The 20917-nt window shown below is 37.1% G+C and carries 16 protein-coding genes; 10 read left to right on the forward strand and 6 right to left on the reverse strand.

Annotated features, from left to right (window positions below):
• The first annotated feature begins 191 nt into the window (after window positions 1-191).
• From K322_RS0108670 to K322_RS0108685, 4 genes are all read left to right on the forward strand, one after another.
• Entirely contained in the window at window positions 192-779 is a 588-nt protein-coding gene (locus K322_RS0108670; protein ID WP_026626534.1) for a DUF4840 domain-containing protein, read from the forward strand.
• A 159-nt stretch (window positions 780-938) separates the two neighbouring features.
• Window positions 939-1508, forward strand: a complete 570-nt coding sequence (locus tag K322_RS0108675; RefSeq protein ID WP_026626535.1) for an RNA polymerase sigma factor — start codon at window positions 939-941, stop codon at window positions 1506-1508.
• Window positions 1505-2776, forward strand: coding sequence for an outer membrane beta-barrel protein (locus K322_RS20240; RefSeq protein ID WP_051290715.1), 1272 nt, complete (start codon window positions 1505-1507; stop codon window positions 2774-2776). Before K322_RS0108675 ends, K322_RS20240 begins: the two co-directional genes overlap by 4 nt.
• 86 nt (window positions 2777-2862) lie before the next feature.
• Entirely contained in the window at window positions 2863-4203 is a 1341-nt protein-coding gene (locus tag K322_RS0108685) for a DEAD/DEAH box helicase (RefSeq protein ID WP_026626536.1), read from the forward strand.
• Between the two features lie 31 nt (window positions 4204-4234).
• Here the strand turns inward: K322_RS0108685 and K322_RS0108690 are convergent, their stop codons facing one another.
• The 6 genes from K322_RS0108690 to kdpA form a co-directional block, all read right to left on the reverse strand.
• On the reverse strand, window positions 4235-5572 hold the full coding sequence (locus K322_RS0108690) for a sigma-54-dependent transcriptional regulator (protein ID WP_026626537.1): 1338 nt from the start codon (window positions 5570-5572) through the stop codon (window positions 4235-4237).
• 28 nt (window positions 5573-5600) lie between these two features.
• Window positions 5601-7331 carry an ATP-binding protein gene (locus K322_RS0108695; protein ID WP_026626538.1) on the reverse strand — a complete coding sequence of 577 codons (1731 nt, stop codon included), beginning with the start codon at window positions 7329-7331 and terminating at the stop codon, window positions 5601-5603.
• Window positions 7328-8452, reverse strand: coding sequence for a sensor protein KdpD (locus K322_RS0108700; RefSeq protein WP_026626539.1), 1125 nt, complete (start codon window positions 8450-8452; stop codon window positions 7328-7330). Before K322_RS0108700 ends, K322_RS0108695 begins: the two co-directional genes overlap by 4 nt.
• Window positions 8453-8515: 63 nt before the next feature.
• Window positions 8516-9079 carry a K(+)-transporting ATPase subunit C gene (locus tag K322_RS0108705; RefSeq protein WP_026626540.1) on the reverse strand — a complete coding sequence of 188 codons (564 nt, stop codon included), beginning with the start codon at window positions 9077-9079 and terminating at the stop codon, window positions 8516-8518.
• A 14-nt stretch (window positions 9080-9093) separates the two neighbouring features.
• Complete coding sequence (gene kdpB / locus K322_RS0108710) at window positions 9094-11106, reverse strand: potassium-transporting ATPase subunit KdpB (protein WP_026626541.1); 2013 nt, start codon at window positions 11104-11106, stop codon at window positions 9094-9096.
• Between the two features lie 21 nt (window positions 11107-11127).
• Window positions 11128-12819 carry a potassium-transporting ATPase subunit KdpA gene (gene kdpA / locus K322_RS0108715; protein WP_026626542.1) on the reverse strand — a complete coding sequence of 564 codons (1692 nt, stop codon included), beginning with the start codon at window positions 12817-12819 and terminating at the stop codon, window positions 11128-11130.
• Between the two features lie 555 nt (window positions 12820-13374).
• On the opposite strand from kdpA, the gene K322_RS0108720 reads away from it, so the two are divergent.
• From K322_RS0108720 to K322_RS0108745, 6 genes are all read left to right on the forward strand, one after another.
• Window positions 13375-13938: an RNA polymerase sigma-70 factor gene (locus K322_RS0108720; protein WP_026626543.1), complete on the forward strand. Its 564-nt coding sequence runs from the start codon at window positions 13375-13377 to the stop codon at window positions 13936-13938.
• Between the two features lie 60 nt (window positions 13939-13998).
• Window positions 13999-15210 carry a DUF4374 domain-containing protein gene (locus K322_RS0108725; RefSeq protein ID WP_026626544.1) on the forward strand — a complete coding sequence of 404 codons (1212 nt, stop codon included), beginning with the start codon at window positions 13999-14001 and terminating at the stop codon, window positions 15208-15210.
• Between the two features lie 90 nt (window positions 15211-15300).
• The gene (locus K322_RS0108730; RefSeq protein ID WP_026626545.1) at window positions 15301-15876 is read left to right on the forward strand and encodes a hypothetical protein; all 576 of its coding nucleotides are present in this window, start codon (window positions 15301-15303) and stop codon (window positions 15874-15876) included.
• Window positions 15877-15890: 14 nt separating this feature from the next.
• Entirely contained in the window at window positions 15891-18254 is a 2364-nt protein-coding gene (locus tag K322_RS0108735; RefSeq protein WP_084158547.1) for a TonB-dependent receptor, read from the forward strand.
• Between the two features lie 25 nt (window positions 18255-18279).
• Window positions 18280-19494, forward strand: coding sequence for a DUF4374 domain-containing protein (locus tag K322_RS0108740; protein WP_026626547.1), 1215 nt, complete (start codon window positions 18280-18282; stop codon window positions 19492-19494).
• Between the two features lie 79 nt (window positions 19495-19573).
• Window positions 19574-20728 carry a PepSY-associated TM helix domain-containing protein gene (locus tag K322_RS0108745; RefSeq protein ID WP_026626548.1) on the forward strand — a complete coding sequence of 385 codons (1155 nt, stop codon included), beginning with the start codon at window positions 19574-19576 and terminating at the stop codon, window positions 20726-20728.
• The last annotated feature ends 189 nt before the right edge of the window (window positions 20729-20917 follow it).

Below are 20917 nucleotides of genomic sequence, written 5' to 3' on the forward strand. Positions count from 1 at the left end.
AATGCTCCCGTATTGTGATGAAATTTTCCTGAGCTCTTTTATTTGTTTGGTTTTAGTGTTTATGTCAATAACCAAGTTGTCCGATAAAAAGATTGAAATTTTTTTCACTTCTCCATGCAAGATTTCCTGATTTTGGGATTTACTATATGAGTACTCACAAAATTCATGTTTAATAATTGAAAAACAAAAAAATGAAAAATCTAAAGAAAATATCAGGGTTATTACTTCTTTTTAGCTGTCTTGCAATTACTTTTGCATCATGTGATGATGACGATGATAATAATACTCCCCTACCTCAGGTAAAGGTTGAAGATGTTATTGGAAACTACTCAGGAAAACTGCTAACAACACAAGGTAAGACTTCTAATGAAGTGACTGCATCTTTCTCCGCAACCAAGGATATTATTACATTTACAGAATTACCTGTAAAGGAAATTGTAACTTCTGTAATAAAGGATGCCACAAAAGCAGAAGCCGCTTTGAAAGAATTGGGAAAAGTTAAATATGAACTTAACTATACTGCTGCGCTTACAAGTGCGAAGACTGCTGTAGAATTGACTTTTGCTCCTAAAGCATTAGAAATTCAATTGCCGGTTGATGGTGCCAAGAAAAAAGTTGTAGTAACTTTCACTGCTAAACAAAAAGGAGTCTATACTACTGCCGGAAAGGATAAAACATTAAAGTTAGAGTTTACAGCAGAAAAAATATCTGTTGATGGCACTAATCTGACTCCACTCGATGCTATCAAATATGAAGCACCATTATCAAAAAAACAATAAGGCGGCAGATTTTTAGCAGCCCTAAATCCGGTCGGTAATCAATCGGATTTAGATCAGAAGAAAGAGTCCCGGGTTATGCCTTTTCAAGAGAAGGTGTAACTTCCGGGTTCTTAATCTGAGGTAACTTACTTAAACAAAGGAATTGTATCTGTTTTATAAATGATACAGGGAGAAGATAAAGAACAAGACCTACTGCAACAAATTCTTCGTGGCGATATAATCGCTATGAAAGAATTATATAACAATTATTCGGGATACCTTACGGCTGTCTGTTCCAGATATATCACTAATAGAGACGATGTAAGAGATGTTTTACAGGAAAGTTTTATTAAAATATTCAGTTCTATCGGTAAATTTGAGTACAGAGGTGACGGTTCTCTGAAAGCTTGGATGAGCCGTATTATCATAAATGAATCATTAAAGTACCTCAGAGAAAATGAAAAGTGGGATATAATCATCCCGACAGACGAACTTCCCGAGATTGTAGAAGAAGACGAGCCCGATTTTGATAACATCCCGACATCGGCGATAATGAACATGATTAGATCGCTTCCGGCGGGATATCGGACTGTTTTTAACCTTTATATCTTTGAAAGGAAAAGTCATAAAGAAATAGCAGCGATACTAAATATTGCTGAGAATTCATCGGCATCACAATTACATAGAGCCAAGATTACGTTGGCAAAGGAAATCGAAAAGTACAGGAAAATTAAAAAAATGGAGTTATGAATAATCACTGGTCAGATAATCTGCGCAAACGGATGGAGGCTCATGAGGAACCTGCTCCCGACGGATTATGGAAAGACATTGAGCAGGCAATGATCAGTAAGCCTGCTTTAGATGTTTTACAGAAGAGAAGATCTCTGTTTTTATGGGTTAGACGCATGGGGGCTTTGGCCGCTGTTGTTTTATTTTGTCTGACAGGATATTTTATTTTCGACAAAATTACGGTGGAAATACCTAAACCCTCACCGGAATTTGTGCAGAAAAATCAGCAATTACCTTCCGATACGGTCGTTGAAGAGGAACAATTTCACAAAGAAACAGAAGCCCTTGTTGAAAGTATTAGTAAGCCTTATAAAAATGTCGAGCGGAAGGAACCTAATGAAGTGACGGAATCTCTCTCAGGCGGAGATACCGGGATAAAGGAAGACTCCCCGAAAGTAAACGAGTCCGAAAAAGAAGTTCCGATTAAAAAGGAATCTAAAAAATCAGCGGAGAATCATTCTAAGATACTCCCTGATAATAAATCTGATTTTGCTTTAAATTCGGATAAAGGAGCTAATGAAACTGCACCATCAAAATGGGAAACAAGCCTTTACGCGTCTAATTTATCTTCGGGATCGGCAAATAAATACAGAGGATATGGTAATTTAGTTTCAACTGAGTTTTGTTCTGATAATGAGGAACCTCCCTCTGTCGGACAAGGTGTATTAGGCGATATTTTCGTTAATAATAAGTCACAGGACGTTTATACCGATGTTAAACATAAGCAGCCAGTTACATTCGGCGTGTCTGTAAGCTATCATTTGAATCAAAAATGGAGCCTTACAAGCGGAGTGACTTATACGATGCTCTCGTCAGATTTAAGGTCGGGTAGCAGCAGTTACTATTATTACAGTAAGCAGACGTTTCATTATGTCGGTATTCCTTTAAATGTGAATTATAATGTCTGGAAAAATAAAAAAATCTCCGTTTATACATCCGGGGGGGCACTTGTTGAGAAGAATGTCTCGGGAAAATTAAAAACTGATTATATTCTGGATAATAGGGTTGAGTCAAGTAAAGAGAAAAATATATCAATAGATGATTTGCAGTGGTCCCTCAATGGCGCAGCGGGTATACAATATAATTTATCTCAAAAGATTGGAATATATACAGAACCGGGAATTAGCTATTATTTTAAAGATAAAAGTGAGTTTGAAACGATTTATAAAGAAAAACCGCTCAATTTCAGGCTTCAATTTGGGTTTCGGCTTTCTTTGGGCGAATTATAATGCTTATTTCGAAACAATCAGCTAAATAAAGACAGTACAGAAAAAAACGAGTAGGGGACTATAAGATAATATCTTACCTTTGTTCTATGAAATCAGAAGATCAGAACAAAAGCATATTATCCAATCTAGCTATTGATAGCCTGAACGAGATGCAGATTGCAGCTCTGGATACGATAGTTAAGAATCCCAATATATTATTATTATCTCCTACCGGTTCAGGGAAAACTCTGGCTTTTCTCTTACCTGTTCTTCATCTGTTAGATGAAGGTATAACAAAAGTACAGTGTCTGATAGTTGTTCCTTCGAGGGAATTGGCTCTTCAGATTGAACAGGTCTGGAAGAAGATGGGAACTAAATTCAAGGTCAATGTTTGCTATGGGGGACACTCTATTGATACCGAGCTGAAAAACTTAAGTAATCCACCTGCTTTGCTTATCGGGACCCCGGGGCGATTGACTGACCATCTGGATAGAAAATCTTTTGATACGGATTTTATTCAGACTTTGGTGTTGGACGAATTCGACAAATCTCTGCAATTAGGCTTTCAGGATGAAATGGAAACAATTATCGGTCGGCTTCCTCATTTACAGAAAAGAGTACTGCTGTCGGCTACATCCGATGTCGAAATTCCGAGCTTTGTGAAGATGGAAGCTCCTGTAATTCTGGATTATATTGAAGAAGAAAAAAACGAATCTCTTTCTGTAAAGCTTGTTTTGTCTCCCGAGAAAGATAAAATAGAGACCTTGTTTAATCTTATCTGTTCTCTTGATTCGGAGCCTGCTCTTATTTTCTGTAACCACAGGGAAGTAACCGAACGTATCAGTGACTTATTGATTCAGAAAGGGATACAAACCGGATATTATCATGGTGGGATGGATCAGGATGACAGGGAAAGAATTCTGGTTCAGTTTCGAAACGGAAGCTTAAACTATCTGGTTACAACCGATTTGGCAGCCAGGGGGCTGGATATCCCCGAAATGAATCACGTAATACATTATCATCTGCCGTCTAAGGAGAGTGAATTTGTCCATCGTAATGGGCGTACGGCTCGTATGCATGCTTCGGGAACCGCATATATTATACAATTCAAAGAAGATAAGATGCCTGACTATGTTTCGGACGATTTAGATGTTTTACAAATCAGCAAAGGAAAGTCATTACCTAACCGTCCCGAATATCAGACAATTTATGTGAGTGGTGGTAAAAAGAATAAACTGAATAAAAGCGATATTGTCGGTTTCTTTTTGCAGAAAGGCAAACTCGATAAATCCGACTTGGGTCTGATCGAAGTAAAAGATTTTATCTCTTTTGCTGCTGTTCGTTCATCTGCAGTAAAAACTCTTTTATCCAATATAAGAGATGAAAAGATGAAGGGTAAGAAATATAAGATAGAAGTGGCACGGAATGTCGTAAAAAAGGATAATTGACAAGATAGAAAGTGCATATATCCTTATTTTATTACAGTTTATATTCCTCTATTTTTCGGTACAAAGTTGCTATCCCGATTTTGAGAATTCTTGCAGCTTCGGCTTTATTCCCCTTTGTGTAATTCATGATTTTTCTGATATGCAGTTTTTCTATATCCGATAATGCCATGGTTATTATAAAATCAGAAGAACTGGTATCGGGATATTGTATATCGAGTGGGAGCGTATCGATTTTTAAAGTATCATCATCTGTCAGAATTACACTGCGTTCTATCACGTTTCTTAATTCTCTTATATTTCCTTTCCATACGTTCTGTTCCAATAGTTTTAAGTAGTCCGTCGAGATGGTCACGATTCTTTTGTTTGATTTAGCAGCAAACAAATGTACAAACTCATTGACAAACAATTTTATATCAGAGACACGTTCTCTTAGAGGAGGTAAATGGATTTGAAATACCGATAAACGATAAAACAAATCCCGTCTGAAATGTTCTATTTCAATCTCTTTCTCTAACGTGCGATTTGTCGCGGCAATAATCCTTACATCAATCTTTTGAGATTTGGTTTCTCCTATTTTCAGAAACTCTTTTGTTTCGAGCACCCTTAATATTTTAGCCTGTAAATCAATCGGCATTTCTCCTATTTCATCCAGAAAGATAGTGCCTTCATGAGCTTCTTCAAAAAGGCCTTTCTTATCTTTCAATGCCCCTGTAAATGATCCTGCTCTGTGTCCGAATAGTTCGCTTTCTAATAGTTCTCTGCTGAAGGCAGAGCAATTGATTGCAACAAAGGGTTTATTCTTTCGAAGGCTGCCGTAATGTATCGATTGGGCAAATACTTCTTTACCCGTTCCTGTTTCTCCGGTTAGTAATACAGTCGCATCTGTTTGTGCCACTTTTCGACCCATTTCTATAGCCGATAGAATAGGTGCGGATTTTCCTATAATATTGTCAAAAGAATATTTCTGCTCTATTTTTTCTTCAAGCCGGTTTACTCGTTTAGATAGCTCAGCCTTTTCCAAAGCTCTGTATACCAACGGTATTATTCGGTTGTTGTCATCTCCTTTTGTAATATAGTCAAAAGCTCCGTTTTTGATAGCCTGAACACCATCCGGTATATTCCCGTATGCCGTCAACAGTATTATTTCGGTCAGAGGTTGTATCCTTTTTATTCGGGGTATCAATTCTACACCGTTGGCATCAGGAAGCTTGACATCACAAATAATAACATCAAAATCATGTTTCTCCAACAATTTCAATCCTGCTGTCGCATCTTCAGCCTGATATACTTCTATCTTTTCCAACTCGATTATGCGAGCCATCAGTTTACGAAGTTTTTCTTCATCGTCTATCAATAATATCTTTTTCATTGTAGATGTTTCTTTAAATTCTGAGATTTTAGCTCTTACTGTACGGTATTATAAAAAAGAATGTACTGCCCATACCCGGAGAACTCTCTACTCCTATCGTTCCTCCTTGTGTTTCGATAAACTCTTTGCTGATAGCTAAGCCCAGCCCTGAACCCGATTTTGAACTTCCGGGAATTTGGAAATAACGATCGAATATTTTTTTTCTGTATCTCAAATCGATTCCTTTACCAAAGTCTTTTACCGAAAACAAAGCTCCTTTGTCATCTTTTTGCAAAGAAACTACAATTTCGCTGTCTTCCATCGAATAACGGATGGCATTAGTCAGGAAATTGATAAGTACCCATGCTGTTTTTTCGGCATCAGCAATAATATCAGGTATATCAGTTTCGACATCAATCTGAAGTTTAATCTTCTTTTGTTCTGCTTGTAACTTTGTTGTATCAATAGCATATCTGACGATGAGTTCCGGATCTGTCGATTGTATATTCAATTGAATATTTCCGGTCTCTACCTGAGACATATTTAATAATTCTCCGGTGATTTGCAGGAGGCGGGTACTGTCTTCCTTTATACCCTCTATAAGTTGTTTTTGCTCATTGTTCAAGATTCCGGTCTCATTGTGCTCTAGCAGTTGTGTACTCATTTTTATCGAAGATATCGGAGTCTTTAACTCGTGTGATATAGTTGCGATAAAGTTTGTCTTAGCTGAATCTAATTCCTTAAAGATGGTGATGTTCTTTAACAGTATTACATAACCAATCAGTTCAGTTTCATTCTCTCCTGTTTTATTGATTTCTATATGGATGATTTCTTTCTCAAAAAAAGACTCTTTCTCATCAGAAAAAATCTTCAACGGTGCTTCATCTTTTTTTGCCGAAGGATTAATCAGATCTACAATAAGTGTACGGATCAGATCATTTGTCACAGCAATATCCTGAACAGGTTTATTTAGTATTTCATTGCGGGATAAGCCTGTTGTTTTCAATGCTTCGTCATTAATAAAAAGAATTACTTTATGTTCATCGAGCCCGATCACCGGATCGTGCATATTATTGATGAGTGTTTCTACCCGCTTCTTCTCTTTGAGTATTTTTTCGAGTCTGCTATTTGAATATTCTTCCAGCTTCTCGGCCATTATATTGAAAGATCTGGCTAAATCTCCGTACTCGTTATGGCTTTCGTAGTTCAGGCGTTGGCGGTAATTCTGATTTGCTATTTCTTTTATACTCTCGGTTAATGCAAGAATAGGATTAGCTACGTTTCCGGGTAGCTTCACAAGCAAAGCAAATGCTATAAGGAAACATAAGCCTCCGGTAATAATAATCCAGATAATAGCATTTTCTGCAGTATTATTTGCGATATGGCTTTTCTGTACAATCGCATTCATATTGAGTTTCATCAGAGCAGCAATATCTTTTCGTATTATAATTTTGAGGCTGTCATTTTCTGTATTAATTTTCAGGTCAGAGAATAGGTTGGATATCTGAAATGTTATGTCTGGTTCTCCTATTTCCGTTTCGTTTTTGAGTTGCTTCTTTAGATTTGTTTCAAAAGTAGAAACAGCCCTCTGATCGGTATTCATTTCATCTAAGGCCAGAAGCATATTGCGTGAGTATTCGAGCGTATTGTAATTCGCCATGAGTATGTTGCCTGTATCTTTTCTCAGATCATTTATATACCAGATACTAACACCTGACAATAACATGATCAGACAGAAAAGCAGTCCAACTCCGAATGTTAACTTGGTTTTTATTTTCATGATAAAATGATTAGGTCTATACCTTCTTTTTTTAATTCCCTTAATATCTTTTTATATGTCGCCATATAGAGCAGCATTCGCCACCGGCTGATGTACGGCATTCCGATGCAGACGGTGGATACGTCTTTTTTTATAGCTTGTTCGATAATGGCTTCCGGTATATTTTTATGTTTTAATTGTATTACTTGTCCTCCTAATTCAACAGCCATCTTGAAACTGTTTATTAATTTCCGTTGGCTGTTTAAGGCTATCTTATCGGCTTCTTCTTTCGGTGTCTGGACGTACAAAACATACCATTCGCCGGTATAGTAGCTGGCCAGGCGTGCTGTTTTGCGGATAATATTATTGGCTTTCTTTCCATTACTACCTATGCAAGCCATAAAGTTTTTATGTAGTCCGGGTTGGGAGGTCAATGTTTCTCTTTCCGCTTTTTTCAATACATGACTAGCTACTTCTTTTAAAGCTAATTCCCTCAAGCGGAGTATGTGTTCCGTTTTGAAGAAGTTAGCCAGTGCTGCTTGTATCTTATCAGACGGATATATTTTACCATCTTTAAGCCGATTTACCAAATCATCGGCAGAGAGGTCGATGTTCACGACTTCATCAGCCATAGCTACCACACGATCAGGAATCCGTTCTGCAACTTCTATCCCTGTAATCTTCTTCACTTCTTCATTCAGACCTTCTATGTGCTGAACGTTTACTGCACTGATTACATTAATACCCGCTTCGAGTATTTCGATAACGTCCTGCCAGCGTTTCTCGTTTTTACTGCCTTCTATGTTGGAGTGTGCCAGCTCGTCAATAATTACGGCTTCGGGGTGCAGGTTTATAACAGCCTGCACATCCAGCTCATCCAGTTCTTTGCCCTTGTAAAAGATTTTCCTTCTCTGAATTACAGGTATGCCTTTCAGAAGAGCCACTGTTTCTCGTCTGTTATGAGTTTCTATATAGCCGATTTTGATGTCTACTCCTCCTTCCAGCAAGATGTGTGCTTCCTGAAGCATTCTGTAGGTTTTACCAACACCGGCAATCATCCCGATATACAGTTTAAATTTCCCTCTTTTTGATTGTTTGATCAAATTGAGAAAATACTCAGCACTTTTTCTGTCATCATTCATTGCTCGAAATTATCAGGTCTGGTTTGGAGGATGGTAAAAATAATAAAGGTATGCATTAAAGTCTTATTTCTTTAAATTATCCAAAGCAATATTTAGTTTTAATATGTTGATCTTTTCAGGGCCGAATAAACCAAGTAAAGGTTTTTCTGTTTGGTTTTCAATTAGTTCAAGTAGTTTGTTTTCGCCTATCTTGCGAATTTTTGCTATACGTTTTACTTGCACTTTAGCAGCCTGTACCGAAAAATCAGGATCGAGCCCACTTCCGCTGGCAGTCACTAAATCGACAGGTATTTCAGCTTTATCCACCTCCGGATTGTGTATAAGAAAAGTATCGATACGTGCCTGCACCTGTGTCAGATATTCTTCATTGGATGGTCCTTTGTTGCTTCCTGCTGACCCCGCTGCATTATAATCGACAGAAGATGGTCTTGACCAGAAATACTTATCGTCTGTAAATAATTGCCCAATATTCGAATAGTACTTTTTGCCATTGTGTTCTATGATCTCTCCTTTTCCTTGATTCGGAGAGAATTGAGCAATTCCCCAAACCGCTATAGGATAGATAACTGCAAAAAATATAATAGTAACAATTGTAAGTCTGATGGCAGGGATAATATGCTGTTTCATTTTTTATATTTTTATCAGATGAATAATGATACAATTATGTCTATCAATTTAATTCCTGCAAATGGAACGAGTATCCCTCCTAATCCGTAGATAAGAAGATTACGTCTTAACAGAGCGGATGCTCCAATCGGTTTATAGGCAACTCCTTTCAAAGCCAAAGGAATTAGGATAGGGATAATGATTGCATTGAAAATGATGGCTGAAAGTATAGCACTTTCGGAACTACTCAATCTCATTATATTGAGTCTTTGTAAAGCCGGAATAGCTGTTATAAATAAAGCCGGAATGATAGCAAAATATTTAGCGACATCGTTAGCAATACTAAATGTGGTAAGTGTACCTCTTGTCATTAACAATTGCTTGCCGATTTCTACCACCTCAATCAGTTTGGTCGGGTCGTTATCCAGATCGACCATATTTCCCGCTTCTTTGGCTGCCTGTGTTCCGCTATTCATCGCTACCCCGACATTGGCTTGAGCGAGAGCAGGAGCATCGTTTGTACCGTCACCCATCATGGCAACCAGCCGTCCTTCATTCTGTTCCTTTTTTATATAGTTCATTTTGTCTTCCGGTTTCGCTTCGGCAATAAAGTCATCAACTCCGGCTTTTTCCGAAATATATTTAGCGGTTAAAGGATTGTCTCCGGTAACCATTACTGTTTTTATACCCATCTTACGCAAGCGTTCAAAGCGTTCCTGTATACCCGGTTTAATAATATCCTGCAATTCAATCGTACCAACAATCTTATTGTTAACCGAGACAACTAAAGGTGTTCCTCCGTTCTCTGAAATTATTTTTACCATATTAGCAACATCTTGAGGATATAGATTACCGTTCTTTTCAGCTAATGCCCGAATAGCATCGGCAGCCCCTTTGCGGATTTGCATATCTCCGACATCTACACCGGAACAACGTGTTTCGGCTGTAAATTCAATAAACTTAAAACGGGATGCAGGCATATCGTAATTTGAAGGATTCACTTGAGCCAATTCTACAATTGATTTACCTTCGGGTGTCTGATCTGCTAATGAGCTGAGAACAGCAACCCTGACAAACTCATCGTTATTTACTCCATCAGCAGGATAAAAGTGAGTTGCTTTACGGTTACCGATTGTAATGGTACCTGTTTTATCTAAAAGCAAAACATCAATATCACCCGCAGTTTCTACAGCTTTACCGCTCTTGGTTATCACATTTGCCCGCAATGCCCTATCCATACCTGCAATACCGATTGCAGACAACAATCCTCCGATAGTGGTAGGAATCAGACACACAAACAGTGAAATAAATGCAGCAATTGTAATAGATACATTCGCATAGTCGGCAAAAGGTTTTAATGTAACGCAGACTATAATAAAGACAAGTGTGAATCCTGCAAGCAAGATCGTTAAAGCGATTTCATTGGGCGTTTTTTGTCGGCTTGCACCTTCTACCAAAGCGATCATTTTATCCAAAAAACTCTCTCCGGGTTGAGTGGTAACCGATACAAAAATTTTATCAGATAAAATTTTTGTTCCTCCTGTAACCGAGCTTTTATCTCCTCCGGCTTCCCTGATAACGGGTGCCGATTCTCCGGTAATGGCACTCTCGTCTATGGTTGCTAACCCTTCTATGATTTCACCATCGGCAGGAATAATATCTCCGGCTTTGCAAATAAACACATCTCCTTTTTTTAATAAAGCAGAAGATACAGTCCTGCCGTCTTGAAGTTTTGCAGGGGTTTCTTCTCTTGTTTTGCGCAAACTGTCTGCTTGAGCTTTTCCGCGAGCTTCTGCTATTGCTTCAGCAAAATTGGCAAATAGCAGAGTAATGAATAGAATGATGAAGACAGTGAAATTATAACCGAAACTACCTTGTCCGTGTGCTCCGGCAAGTGTCCCGATGCTGACAATTAACATTACAAGCGTTCCGATTTCTACAGTAAACATGATTGGATTGCGGAACATTATTCTAGGATTCAGTTTCACAAAAGATTGTTTCAGAGCCTCCTGAATCATCTCTTTTTGAAATAACGATTTATTATTCATATTTTGAGTTTCTTTGATCAATTAATAATAAAGAGAAAAATATTCCGCAATCGGGCCTAAAGCCAATGATGGAAAGAATGATAATGCTGTAACAATAAAGATTACAGCAAAGACCATCAGCCCGAATGTCGGCGTATCCGTTTTTAGTGTACCTTCACTTTCTGGTGTAAATTTTTTCTCGGCCAAAAGTCCGGCAATAGCTACAGGACCTATTATGGGGATGAATCGAGACAGGATTAAAATTATTCCTGTACTGATATTCCACCACTGTTTGTTATCTCCTAGGCCTTCGAATCCACTTCCGTTGTTTGCTGAGGATGAGGTATATTCGTAAAGTATCTCACTGAATCCATGAAAACCAGGGTTATTGAGTGTTTCGGCTGTAAAGTGAGGAAATGCCGTTGCTAACCCCGTGCCGATAAGGATAAAGAAAGGATGTATTAGAGCAATAATCATTGCTATCTTCATTTCTCGCGCTTCTACTTTTTTTCCTAAGAATTCGGGTGTGCGTCCGACCATCAATCCACTGATAAATACAGCGAGAATGATAAATATGAAGAAGTTCAGAATGCCAACACCTGCACCGCCGTAAAAGCTGTTTATCATCATAGCCAATAATTGGTTCATTCCTGATAGGGGCATCGTACTGTCATGCATGGTATTGACCGATCCTGTAGAAATTGCAGTAGTAACAATACTCCAGAAGCCGGAAGCCGCTGCTCCTAAGCGGATTTCTTTGCCCTCCATTGCCCCCAGCGAATTGTCGACACCCATTGCCGAGATCGCCGGATTGCCATTCGTTTCCATTCCGATATTCGGGATGGTAAGTAATAAAAAACCGACTGTCATAACACCGAATATCATCCATGATAATTTTTTGCGTCCAATAAAATAACCGAAAGCAAATATCATTGCCAGAGGAATTATCATCTGAGCAATCATCTCCACCATATTGGTGAAGTAACTGGGATTTTCAAGCGGATGGGCAGAGTTCGTGCCGAAGAAACCTCCCCCGTTTGTCCCTACATGTTTAATGGCTATAAATGCAGCTGCGGGACCTCTGGACACTTCTACGATATTTCCCTGTAGTGCGGTAATACAGTCTTTTCCTTCAAAAGTCATCGGAGTGCCTTGAAACAATAATATAATGGCAACGATAAAAGATACCGGTAAAAGAATGCGGGTACAGGATTTTACAAAGAAATTATAAAAATTTCCCAATTGAGTAGTTGTCTTATCCCTGAATGCCCTGAAGATAATAGCTGCCGCCGCCATACCTGTTCCAGCCGATACAAATTGGAGAAACATCAGCCACATCTGACCGAGATAACTCAAACCTGTTTCTCCTGAATAATGTTGTAAATTACAGTTTACCACAAAAGATATGGTTGTATTAAAAGCCAGATCGGGAGACATGCTTGGGTTATTATCGGGGTTTAGCGGTAAGCTGCCTTGGATCATTAAGATTAACATTCCCAGTAAAAACCAGACAAAGTTAATAGTTAGCAGTGCCACAAGATGTTGTTTCCATGTCATCTCTTTTTTCGGGTCAATACCGCTTGCCTTGTAAAAGAATCTCTCGATCGGATTAAAAACAGGATCTAATAAGGTTTTACTTCCTGCATAAACTTTTGCAATGTATTTTCCAAAAGGAATAGCTAATGCTACCGACAACGCAAACATTGCTATAATACCTAAAATTTCTGTATTCATATTCTTACTGTTTTACCAATTTTATTGAAGATCAGATTAATAAAAAGGGATTTCCCGAGTTATCTTAATCCATTCTTTGTTAAAATTTATCAGGACGTACTAAAACGTAGCAGATATAACTGAATACAGCAATCGCTACAATAAATAATATTGCCATAATTATTATATTTTATATTTTATATTTTATATTTTTTCAAAAAAGTCTATTGACTTATAAAATAAACCGAAGCAGGTCGTACCTGCTATTATTAATATTAGAGTAAGCATATTCTTCTTTTTGAGTTGTACATATAGATTTGTTTTTAATATCTATGTGCTATTTATATGCCAAAATATTATAATAGGGCGTATGTGGTTAGTAATTAGTGTTGTATGGTTTTGTTCCTGTTTTTTCAGCCTATCATTTTGATATATATATTATCAAAATGATAGGCTGAAAAAACAAACTGAGGCCTTTGTTTTTATTAAAACATCACTATAAGTTGGTATCAATAGCTATAATTTTAGTAAGTAATAGGGATTGAAGAGTATTCGTTCAATCCGTAAATTTGCGCCATGTCTGACAAAACAACATTAGCTTTTAATGTCAATAAGATGGATAATAGTTTCATTGAGTTCGAAGCTGTCTATAATCTGTATTGGAAAAAGCTATATTCTATTTGTTATAAGAGTATTGAAGATCCGGATATAGCAAAAGACCTTGTTCAGGATATTTTTATATCGTTGTGGGAAAGACAAGAAGAGTTAATAATCAATGATTCTCTTGAAAGATACCTTGTAAAGGCAGCCAAATTTAAGGTTTTTGAGTATATCAGAAACAAAGTCGGACATGAAACCAAACTGGAAACACTCTCCTATTACCAAACTTTAGAGCAAACAACTTCAAGTCAGGAACTTGTCGAATACAAAGAGTTACAAGAAAGAATCAACTCCGCAATATCGTTACTGCCCGATCATTGTAAGAATGTATTCTTACAGAGCAGGATCGAAGGACTTAAGAATAAAGAAATAGCACAGTCTCTACAGGTCACCGAAAGAACTGTGGAATATCATATAACTAAAGCTTTGGCTCATCTGCGCATCAGATTAAAAGAATATGCACATCTGTTTTTATTCTAAGTTCAGATTTTTCTTGGTTCTTATTTGTAACTTGCAGCTTTCTTTTTTGATACTGTCTGTATGATCAACAAAATATACTATTGTTCTATTCTTTTCTTGAGTTTATTGTACTCCTGTGGCAACGGACAAAAAAATATTAGTGATTCATCTTCGCTATTTGATATTTATGTTCGTTGTGGAGATCCTTATGACGAATATATTGTCAGGGTAAATAGTCTCTCGGAAGGAGAGATTGATCCTTTAAAAGAGGGGACAAAAGTTTCCAAAGAAATTCATTATGGATTAACCGTTCGGAACGACAAATATTACTATTTGAATGAACGAACCCATTTCATAAAAAAATATCAAATACAGAATAATATTTTTGCGGCATCTGATTCTTTACCTGTAACTAAGATAGAATGCCTTGAGAGTATACTCTGGATTTCCAATGATACACTTCTGATGATAGGCTTGAACAAAGACCTTATTCATCCGGCATATGCTTTGGTCGAAACCCGAAACATGTCGCTGATATCGGAAGGTGTTATTGATATTCCGAAGCCCGAAACTATCAGCTGGAGCACAATCGGTTTTTTACAAAGGCGAGATTCGCAATTATTTATGGGATTTTATTCGAAACCCAAGAGTAGTGATAGCACTACTACTGCCAATAAGATGCATATTGCAATTCTGGATTTTCCCGGAATGCGGGTTAATAGAGTAGAAACAATGGATCAATTCGGAAGGACATTGAATGATAATCGCTATCAACCATCATCGGTGCATGACGAAGATGGCAATATTTATTTCTTATCGTCAGGAAGTGACAGGCTTCTTGAATCCGAAGATCAGAATAAAGGGTATCCTTCGGGTATCCTGAGGATAAAAAACGGATCAACTTCTGTCGATCCGGAATATTTCATTAACACTTGTACTGCTGAGACCCAAGGGCATGTGTATGGTATCTGGTATATCGGTCATGGTAAGGCTATTATAAAGTGTGATGTTCCTCAATTAATAAAGAACTGGGACGATTACGATGAGTATGCTTATATATACTACGAAGTTGATTTAAATACTAGATCTTTGTCTAAAATCAATATACCTCTCGATAGAGGTTGGTATCTTGATAATGTTTTGGTCGAAAACGGTTTGGTTTACATCGCCAATAAAGCAGAATCAAACGAAAACTACATTTGGATATATAACCCTGAAAATAAAACCACAACGAAAGGCCTGAAAGTAAATGGCGACTTCCACTATTTTCGCCGAATAAATAAGGTCAAATAATAAATTTCATTTTTTTTTTGAAAAAATATTAATTTCTCATTACGGTACAAAGCTGGTTATGCTACTTGATATTAGTAACGATTAAAAAGTATGAATAAGGAAGATAACATGAATAGAGATTTATTGGAAAAATACTTCCGGAATGAATGTACTTTAGAAGAACGGGAGCATGTCCAGAAATGGCTGAATTCCGATTCGGATAAAGATATTCATACCTTTTCATCTATGACTGAAGAAAAGAAAGTCAAATCCGAAATCTGGACATCTGTATTGCAAAGGATAAAGCAAAACAGATCGGGTTCTATCTCTCGTATCTTCGTTATGAGGACAGCTGTTGCTGCTTGTGCCTCGGTTCTTCTTATTTTACTTTTTGTCAATAAAATTAATTCAGGTAAGGATAGCTTAAACGAAAGTTCTCCCCGAACTCTTCAATTCTGCGAAAAATTGGTGCTTACACCTGATACCGATCAAGAAATAACCTTTGTTTCGAACTGCAAGGCCGGAAACGAAATCTCGCGGACAGTCACATGTAAAAAAGGTGAAACTTATCTTGCTCTAAATTTCAGATTCAGAAATGATAATGAAATTATAGTTGTCAGTCAAAACCAATTTCATGAATTACCCCACGATCTACGAATCAAAGTAATGAGAGAATTAAATAGTTAACAAATAAATTTTCGATGAAATTTTTTAAATTTTGTTTTATGGCTGTCATTCTGATAGCCCCTGCCCTTCATATGTCTGCACAGACCAAATCGGCGACCATTTCGGGAATTATAAAGAACAGGCAAAATCAACCGATTGAGTCAGTTTCGGTATATCTCAAAAGTACGACAAACGGGGTTCTCTCTGATAGCAATGGGGAATATAAGTTATCTGTAGCTCCAGGAAAGCATACTGTGGTTGCATATATACTAGGCTATAAATCAAAAGAACAATCGGTAACTGTAACAGGCAATGAAAATCAGACACTCAACATATCATTAGATGAAGATGAGACATCCTTAAAAGAAGTTTTGATTACCGGAAAAACATCAGCTCAGACTGTGCGTGAAATGCCTTTTTATGTGAATGCAATAGAAACAAAAAAATATACAAACACATCTTCTGATTTAAATCAAATACTAAATAGAATCTCCGGAGTACGTATACGTGAAAGTGGTGGAGTCGGTTCCAACTTTACCTTTTCACTCAACGGTTTTTCGGGAAATCAGATCCGTTTCTTTATCGATGGAGTACCCATGGACAATCTTGGATCATCCTTTCAGATGAATAATATTCCGATAAATCTAGCTGATCGAATTGATGTATACAAAGGCGTGGTACCCATTTCTCTAGGGGCAGATGCTCTAGGTGGCGCAATTAATATAATCACCAACCCCAATCGGGAAAATTATCTGGATGCATCTTACTCTTACGGATCATTTAATACACATAGAACTTCAATCAACTTTGGATATACTACCAAATCGGGATTCACAGTACAATTAAATGCTTTCCAAAACTATTCTGACAATGATTATAAAGTGGATGTAGAAGTTGCTGATTTAGTAACCGGGCTTTACACCCCAATGCGTGTAAAGCGTTTTCATGATACCTACCATAATGAAACGGTTATAGGAAAGGTCGGATTAGTAAACAAATCATTTGCCGATGCTCTATTAGTCGGAATAACTTTAGGGAAAAATAAAGCTGATATACAAACCGGAAACCGTATGTATGATGTATATGGCGGGCGAGAGACCAAAGGGGATATTATTATGCCCAGTATACGATATGCCAAAAAGGATCTTTTCACAAAAGGGCTTGATGTCAGTTTAAACGGAAATTTCAACTTTGGTACCGAACAGACCATTGATACCTTATACCGACAATACAACTGGTTAGGCCAATTTGTATACAAAAATCCAAGCAATCCTAATGCGGTGGGTGGTGAAAATAGCAGAACTCTTTATAAATACCGTAATAATAATGGTCTACTGGTTACAAACTTTAATTATAAGTTGAGTGATCAACACCTGTTTACAGTAAACCATACGCTCAATACATTTAACCGAAAAGGGGAAGATCGACTCAATCCGGATAATCAAGCCAACAAAATGCCCAAGAAATCTGATAAAAATATTATCGGCTTGAGCTATCAATACATATATAATGAGAAATGGACTACGATGCTCTTCTTGAAAGAATATTTTCAGCATAATAAGTCACACAGAGTATACAATGATGAATATTATATACAATCGAATAATATAAATAAATCGGGTTATGGTATAGCTTCAACCTACTTCTTTAATCCTGATTTTCAGATTAAAGCATCGTATGAGAAGAGCTTAAGGCTGCCCGAAAATGATGAGATGTTTGGAGATGAGGTAAATCTTGAGTCTAACTACGACCTTCGACCCGAACATGGTAATAATTTCAATTTGGGAGGAAGTTATAATCTTCACTTAAATCAAGTCCATACTCTGTATTTTGAAACGAATCTCATATATCGTAATACTACCGACTTTATCAGAGCTCAGGTCTCAGTATCGGGAGATCGTGCCAAAAAGAAAATGGTGAATATGGGTAAGGTCGAAACTAAAGGTATAGATGCCGAAATAAGATATTCATACAAGAAAAATTTTGTAATAGGTGCAAACATTACATTTCAGGATATAACAAATCAGAATAAAGCAGACGGTCCCGTTTACCAAGATCGGATACCTAATATTCCTTATTTGTATGGAAATGGAAACGTCTCTTATTTATTGGAAAATATTGGTAAGAAAGGTAATTCTCTTCGATTCGATTATAATCTGTTATATGTTCACGAATACTATTTAAGGTGGCCTAGTCAGGGAATAAGCAGCAGTAAAGCAACAATACCGGAACAAATAGCCCATGATGTCGCAGTCATATACTCGTTTCATAATGAACGTTATAATCTGGCTTTCGAATGCCGAAACCTTACAGATGCCACTCTGTATGATAACTTTAGTTTACAAAAGCCAAGTCGCTTTTTTAGTATAAAATTCCGCTACTTCATATCAAAATTTTAATATTTCACATTAAATAAATAAAATAATGAAACTAAAATCGTTAATACTAAGTTTATTATGCTTAATTGGGTTTGCTGCGTGCGATAGTGACAACAATGATCCTGTTCAGGAAGAAAATTCAAACGGAAATAATAAATACATATTTGTAGCTTATTCTGTAGGATCAGAGGGAGTAGAGTCTGCTCCATATATTATCTCGACCAACTCTCTATCTTCCGGTACCCTTGATTTATCTAAAGGTATTGAAACCGATGCTTACTCGTTTATTGTTCAAAATAATACATTGTTTGCGGCTGTGTATGGATTTGCCGGACAAGGCCCGATCACTCCATACAAACTGAATTCGAAAGGTGCGGTGGAACAAATCGGAAATAAAATCAACGCGGTTACAGCTGCCATTTATGGTACGGTGAATAATAATGAATGGATAGGTGGTGGATTTACAGGAAGCTCTACAAGTCCTAACGCTACATTGTTCAGAGTAGATGCTGTAAATCTTCAATTGGCAGGAACAAACTCTATTGATCTGACTCCGTTAGCTATTGATAACGAATGGCCATCGTGGCATGGTGTATTTCAGGTTGATAACGATAAATTATTTATCCCTTATGTAACCAGTACCGATAATGGAGATTCTAAACATAAAGACAGAGCTAATATTTTAATTGTAAACTATCCTGAACTTACATACAAAAAAGCAATACACGACACACGTACAGGTGAACTTGGGAGCTGGTTTGGTATGCAAGGACTACAACAAATTGAAGATGGGGATGTTTACGCTTGGTCTCCTGCCGCTGGAGTAGATAATCCGTCTGCATTTATCCGTGTAAAAAAAGGTGCTGAAGAGTTTGACCAAAGCTATTTCTTCAATGTAGAAGAAAAATCAGGAGGTTTGAAACTTTCAAGAGCTGAATATTTAGGTGGGTATAAATTTCTTACATCTTTCTTTGTAAGTGATGAACAAGTAGGGCAATGGAATGGTAGAACTAAATTGGCTATTGTAGATGTACAAAATAAATCGATCACATGGGTAACAGGTGTTCCTGAACATGCACAGATGTCATACAAACAAAAAATATATGTGGAAGATGACAAAGCCACTGCTCACTATGTACTAAAAGATGACAATAACAAATTCTTTGTTTATAACATTGATATAGCATCTGCACAAGGTACTAAAGGTTTAGAGATTATTAATGCGGCAGATGTCACAACAATCTCTAAATTGACATATTAATAATACTTTTAGTCTAAAACCTTACAAGCCACTGTAACTCTCAAGCGGATTATAGTGGTTTGTTTTCTATAAACTATGTATGAAATTTAGGAAAATAGCATATCAACTTCATCTCTGGATCGGATTGGTTTCAGGAATTATTGTTTTTATCGTATGTCTTACGGGAGCCATTTGGGCTGTGGGTATAAACGGGTGGATCGGTTCTGCTAATGAAAGCCTGAAAGTTCCTGTCGAAGATTCCCGTTTATTGCTTCCATCCGAGTTATTCGAATTGTCGAAAGACAGTTTAAACGGGTATTCCCCCCAATCGATTTCTTATGGTAAAGGAGAAGCCGTATCCATCCGCTCATACGGAGACGATTACAGTTTGGAAATATCTGTAAATCCATATCATGGAGATATTTTAAAAGTTAAAAACAATAGACAAGATGGAGAATACAAATATACATTCTGGGATTACATGAGATGGGGACACAGGGCTTTGTGGTTGCCATGGGAGGTCGGTCGAGTAATTGTCAATTACGGAACACTTGCATTTGTAATAGTTCTCATTACAGGACTTATTATATGGTTTCCTAAATCAAAAAAAGCAGCGAAAAACAGACTTTGGTTCAATTGGAAAAAGACAACTCCTACAAAGCGAAGAATATTTGATCTGCACAGTGTTCTGGGATTTTATATTTGTTTTATTTTATTAGCGGTTGCCATCACCGGCATGGTCTGGGGACTTGAATGGTGGTCGAAAGGTCTCTATAAAATAACATCCGGAGGAAAAGATCTACCGGAATGGAGAGTAGCCCAATCAGATTCGTTAAATATTAATAACGCAATGACCGTTTACTCAACCGTAGACCGTGTATTCGAAAAACTGGTCAGCGAGAATCCCGAAGCGGAGTATATAAATATAAGTATTCCGGATTCTACAGATAAAGCTTCAGCAGTAGGAGCAACTGTGTATATAAATAAAGATACATATTATAACTCTGATAGATATTCTTTTGATCGTTATTCCCTTGAAGAGATAAAAATAGATGGTCCCTATAATGGAAAATATACAGAAGCTGACTTTGGAGATAAATTCCGTAGAATGAATTATGAAATACATATTGGTGCGATATTCGGAACTCCGGGACGCATTCTGGTTTTTCTTTCAGCATTGTTCGGGGCTTCATTACCTGTATCAGGATTATACATTTATATAAAAATGAGAGCTAAAAAGAAGAGAAAAAGATAAAGAACGATAGAACTCTGAATAAGCATATCGAAAGGGTATTTTCGGTATTCATTGAAGAGTAATATTGTTGAACAGGATAGTTTGTGATGATATTAAAAATAAATTATTAGTCTGAGTCTTGATTATTTGACTTAATATCTTGGCACGTATTTTGTTTTATTATCTTTAAAATAATCTACATGACATCCC

It is taken from the genome of Indolivaga capnocytophagoides DSM 22835, assembly GCF_000426485.1.
In the GTDB taxonomy this organism is placed as follows: domain Bacteria; phylum Bacteroidota; class Bacteroidia; order Bacteroidales; family Dysgonomonadaceae; genus Dysgonomonas_A; species Dysgonomonas_A capnocytophagoides.

What these genes read in the sequence shown, in the direction of transcription:
- K322_RS0108670 (WP_026626534.1), top strand. Translation starts at nt 192, where the DNA reads ATGAAAAATCTAAAGAAAATATCAGGGTTATTACTTCTTTTTAGCTGT.
- K322_RS0108675 (WP_026626535.1), top strand. Translation starts at nt 939, where the DNA reads ATGATACAGGGAGAAGATAAAGAACAAGACCTACTGCAACAAATTCTT.
- K322_RS20240 (WP_051290715.1), top strand. Translation starts at nt 1,505, where the DNA reads ATGAATAATCACTGGTCAGATAATCTGCGCAAACGGATGGAGGCTCAT.
- K322_RS0108685 (WP_026626536.1), top strand. Translation starts at nt 2,863, where the DNA reads ATGAAATCAGAAGATCAGAACAAAAGCATATTATCCAATCTAGCTATT.
- K322_RS0108690 (WP_026626537.1), bottom strand. Translation starts at nt 5,572, where the DNA reads ATGAAAAAGATATTATTGATAGACGATGAAGAAAAACTTCGTAAACTG.
- K322_RS0108695 (WP_026626538.1), bottom strand. Translation starts at nt 7,331, where the DNA reads ATGAAAATAAAAACCAAGTTAACATTCGGAGTTGGACTGCTTTTCTGT.
- K322_RS0108700 (WP_026626539.1), bottom strand. Translation starts at nt 8,452, where the DNA reads ATGAATGATGACAGAAAAAGTGCTGAGTATTTTCTCAATTTGATCAAA.
- K322_RS0108705 (WP_026626540.1), bottom strand. Translation starts at nt 9,079, where the DNA reads ATGAAACAGCATATTATCCCTGCCATCAGACTTACAATTGTTACTATT.
- kdpB (WP_026626541.1), bottom strand. Translation starts at nt 11,106, where the DNA reads ATGAATAATAAATCGTTATTTCAAAAAGAGATGATTCAGGAGGCTCTG.
- kdpA (WP_026626542.1), bottom strand. Translation starts at nt 12,819, where the DNA reads ATGAATACAGAAATTTTAGGTATTATAGCAATGTTTGCGTTGTCGGTA.
- K322_RS0108720 (WP_026626543.1), top strand. Translation starts at nt 13,375, where the DNA reads ATGTCTGACAAAACAACATTAGCTTTTAATGTCAATAAGATGGATAAT.
- K322_RS0108725 (WP_026626544.1), top strand. Translation starts at nt 13,999, where the DNA reads ATGATCAACAAAATATACTATTGTTCTATTCTTTTCTTGAGTTTATTG.
- K322_RS0108730 (WP_026626545.1), top strand. Translation starts at nt 15,301, where the DNA reads ATGAATAAGGAAGATAACATGAATAGAGATTTATTGGAAAAATACTTC.
- K322_RS0108735 (WP_084158547.1), top strand. Translation starts at nt 15,891, where the DNA reads ATGAAATTTTTTAAATTTTGTTTTATGGCTGTCATTCTGATAGCCCCT.
- K322_RS0108740 (WP_026626547.1), top strand. Translation starts at nt 18,280, where the DNA reads ATGAAACTAAAATCGTTAATACTAAGTTTATTATGCTTAATTGGGTTT.
- K322_RS0108745 (WP_026626548.1), top strand. Translation starts at nt 19,574, where the DNA reads ATGAAATTTAGGAAAATAGCATATCAACTTCATCTCTGGATCGGATTG.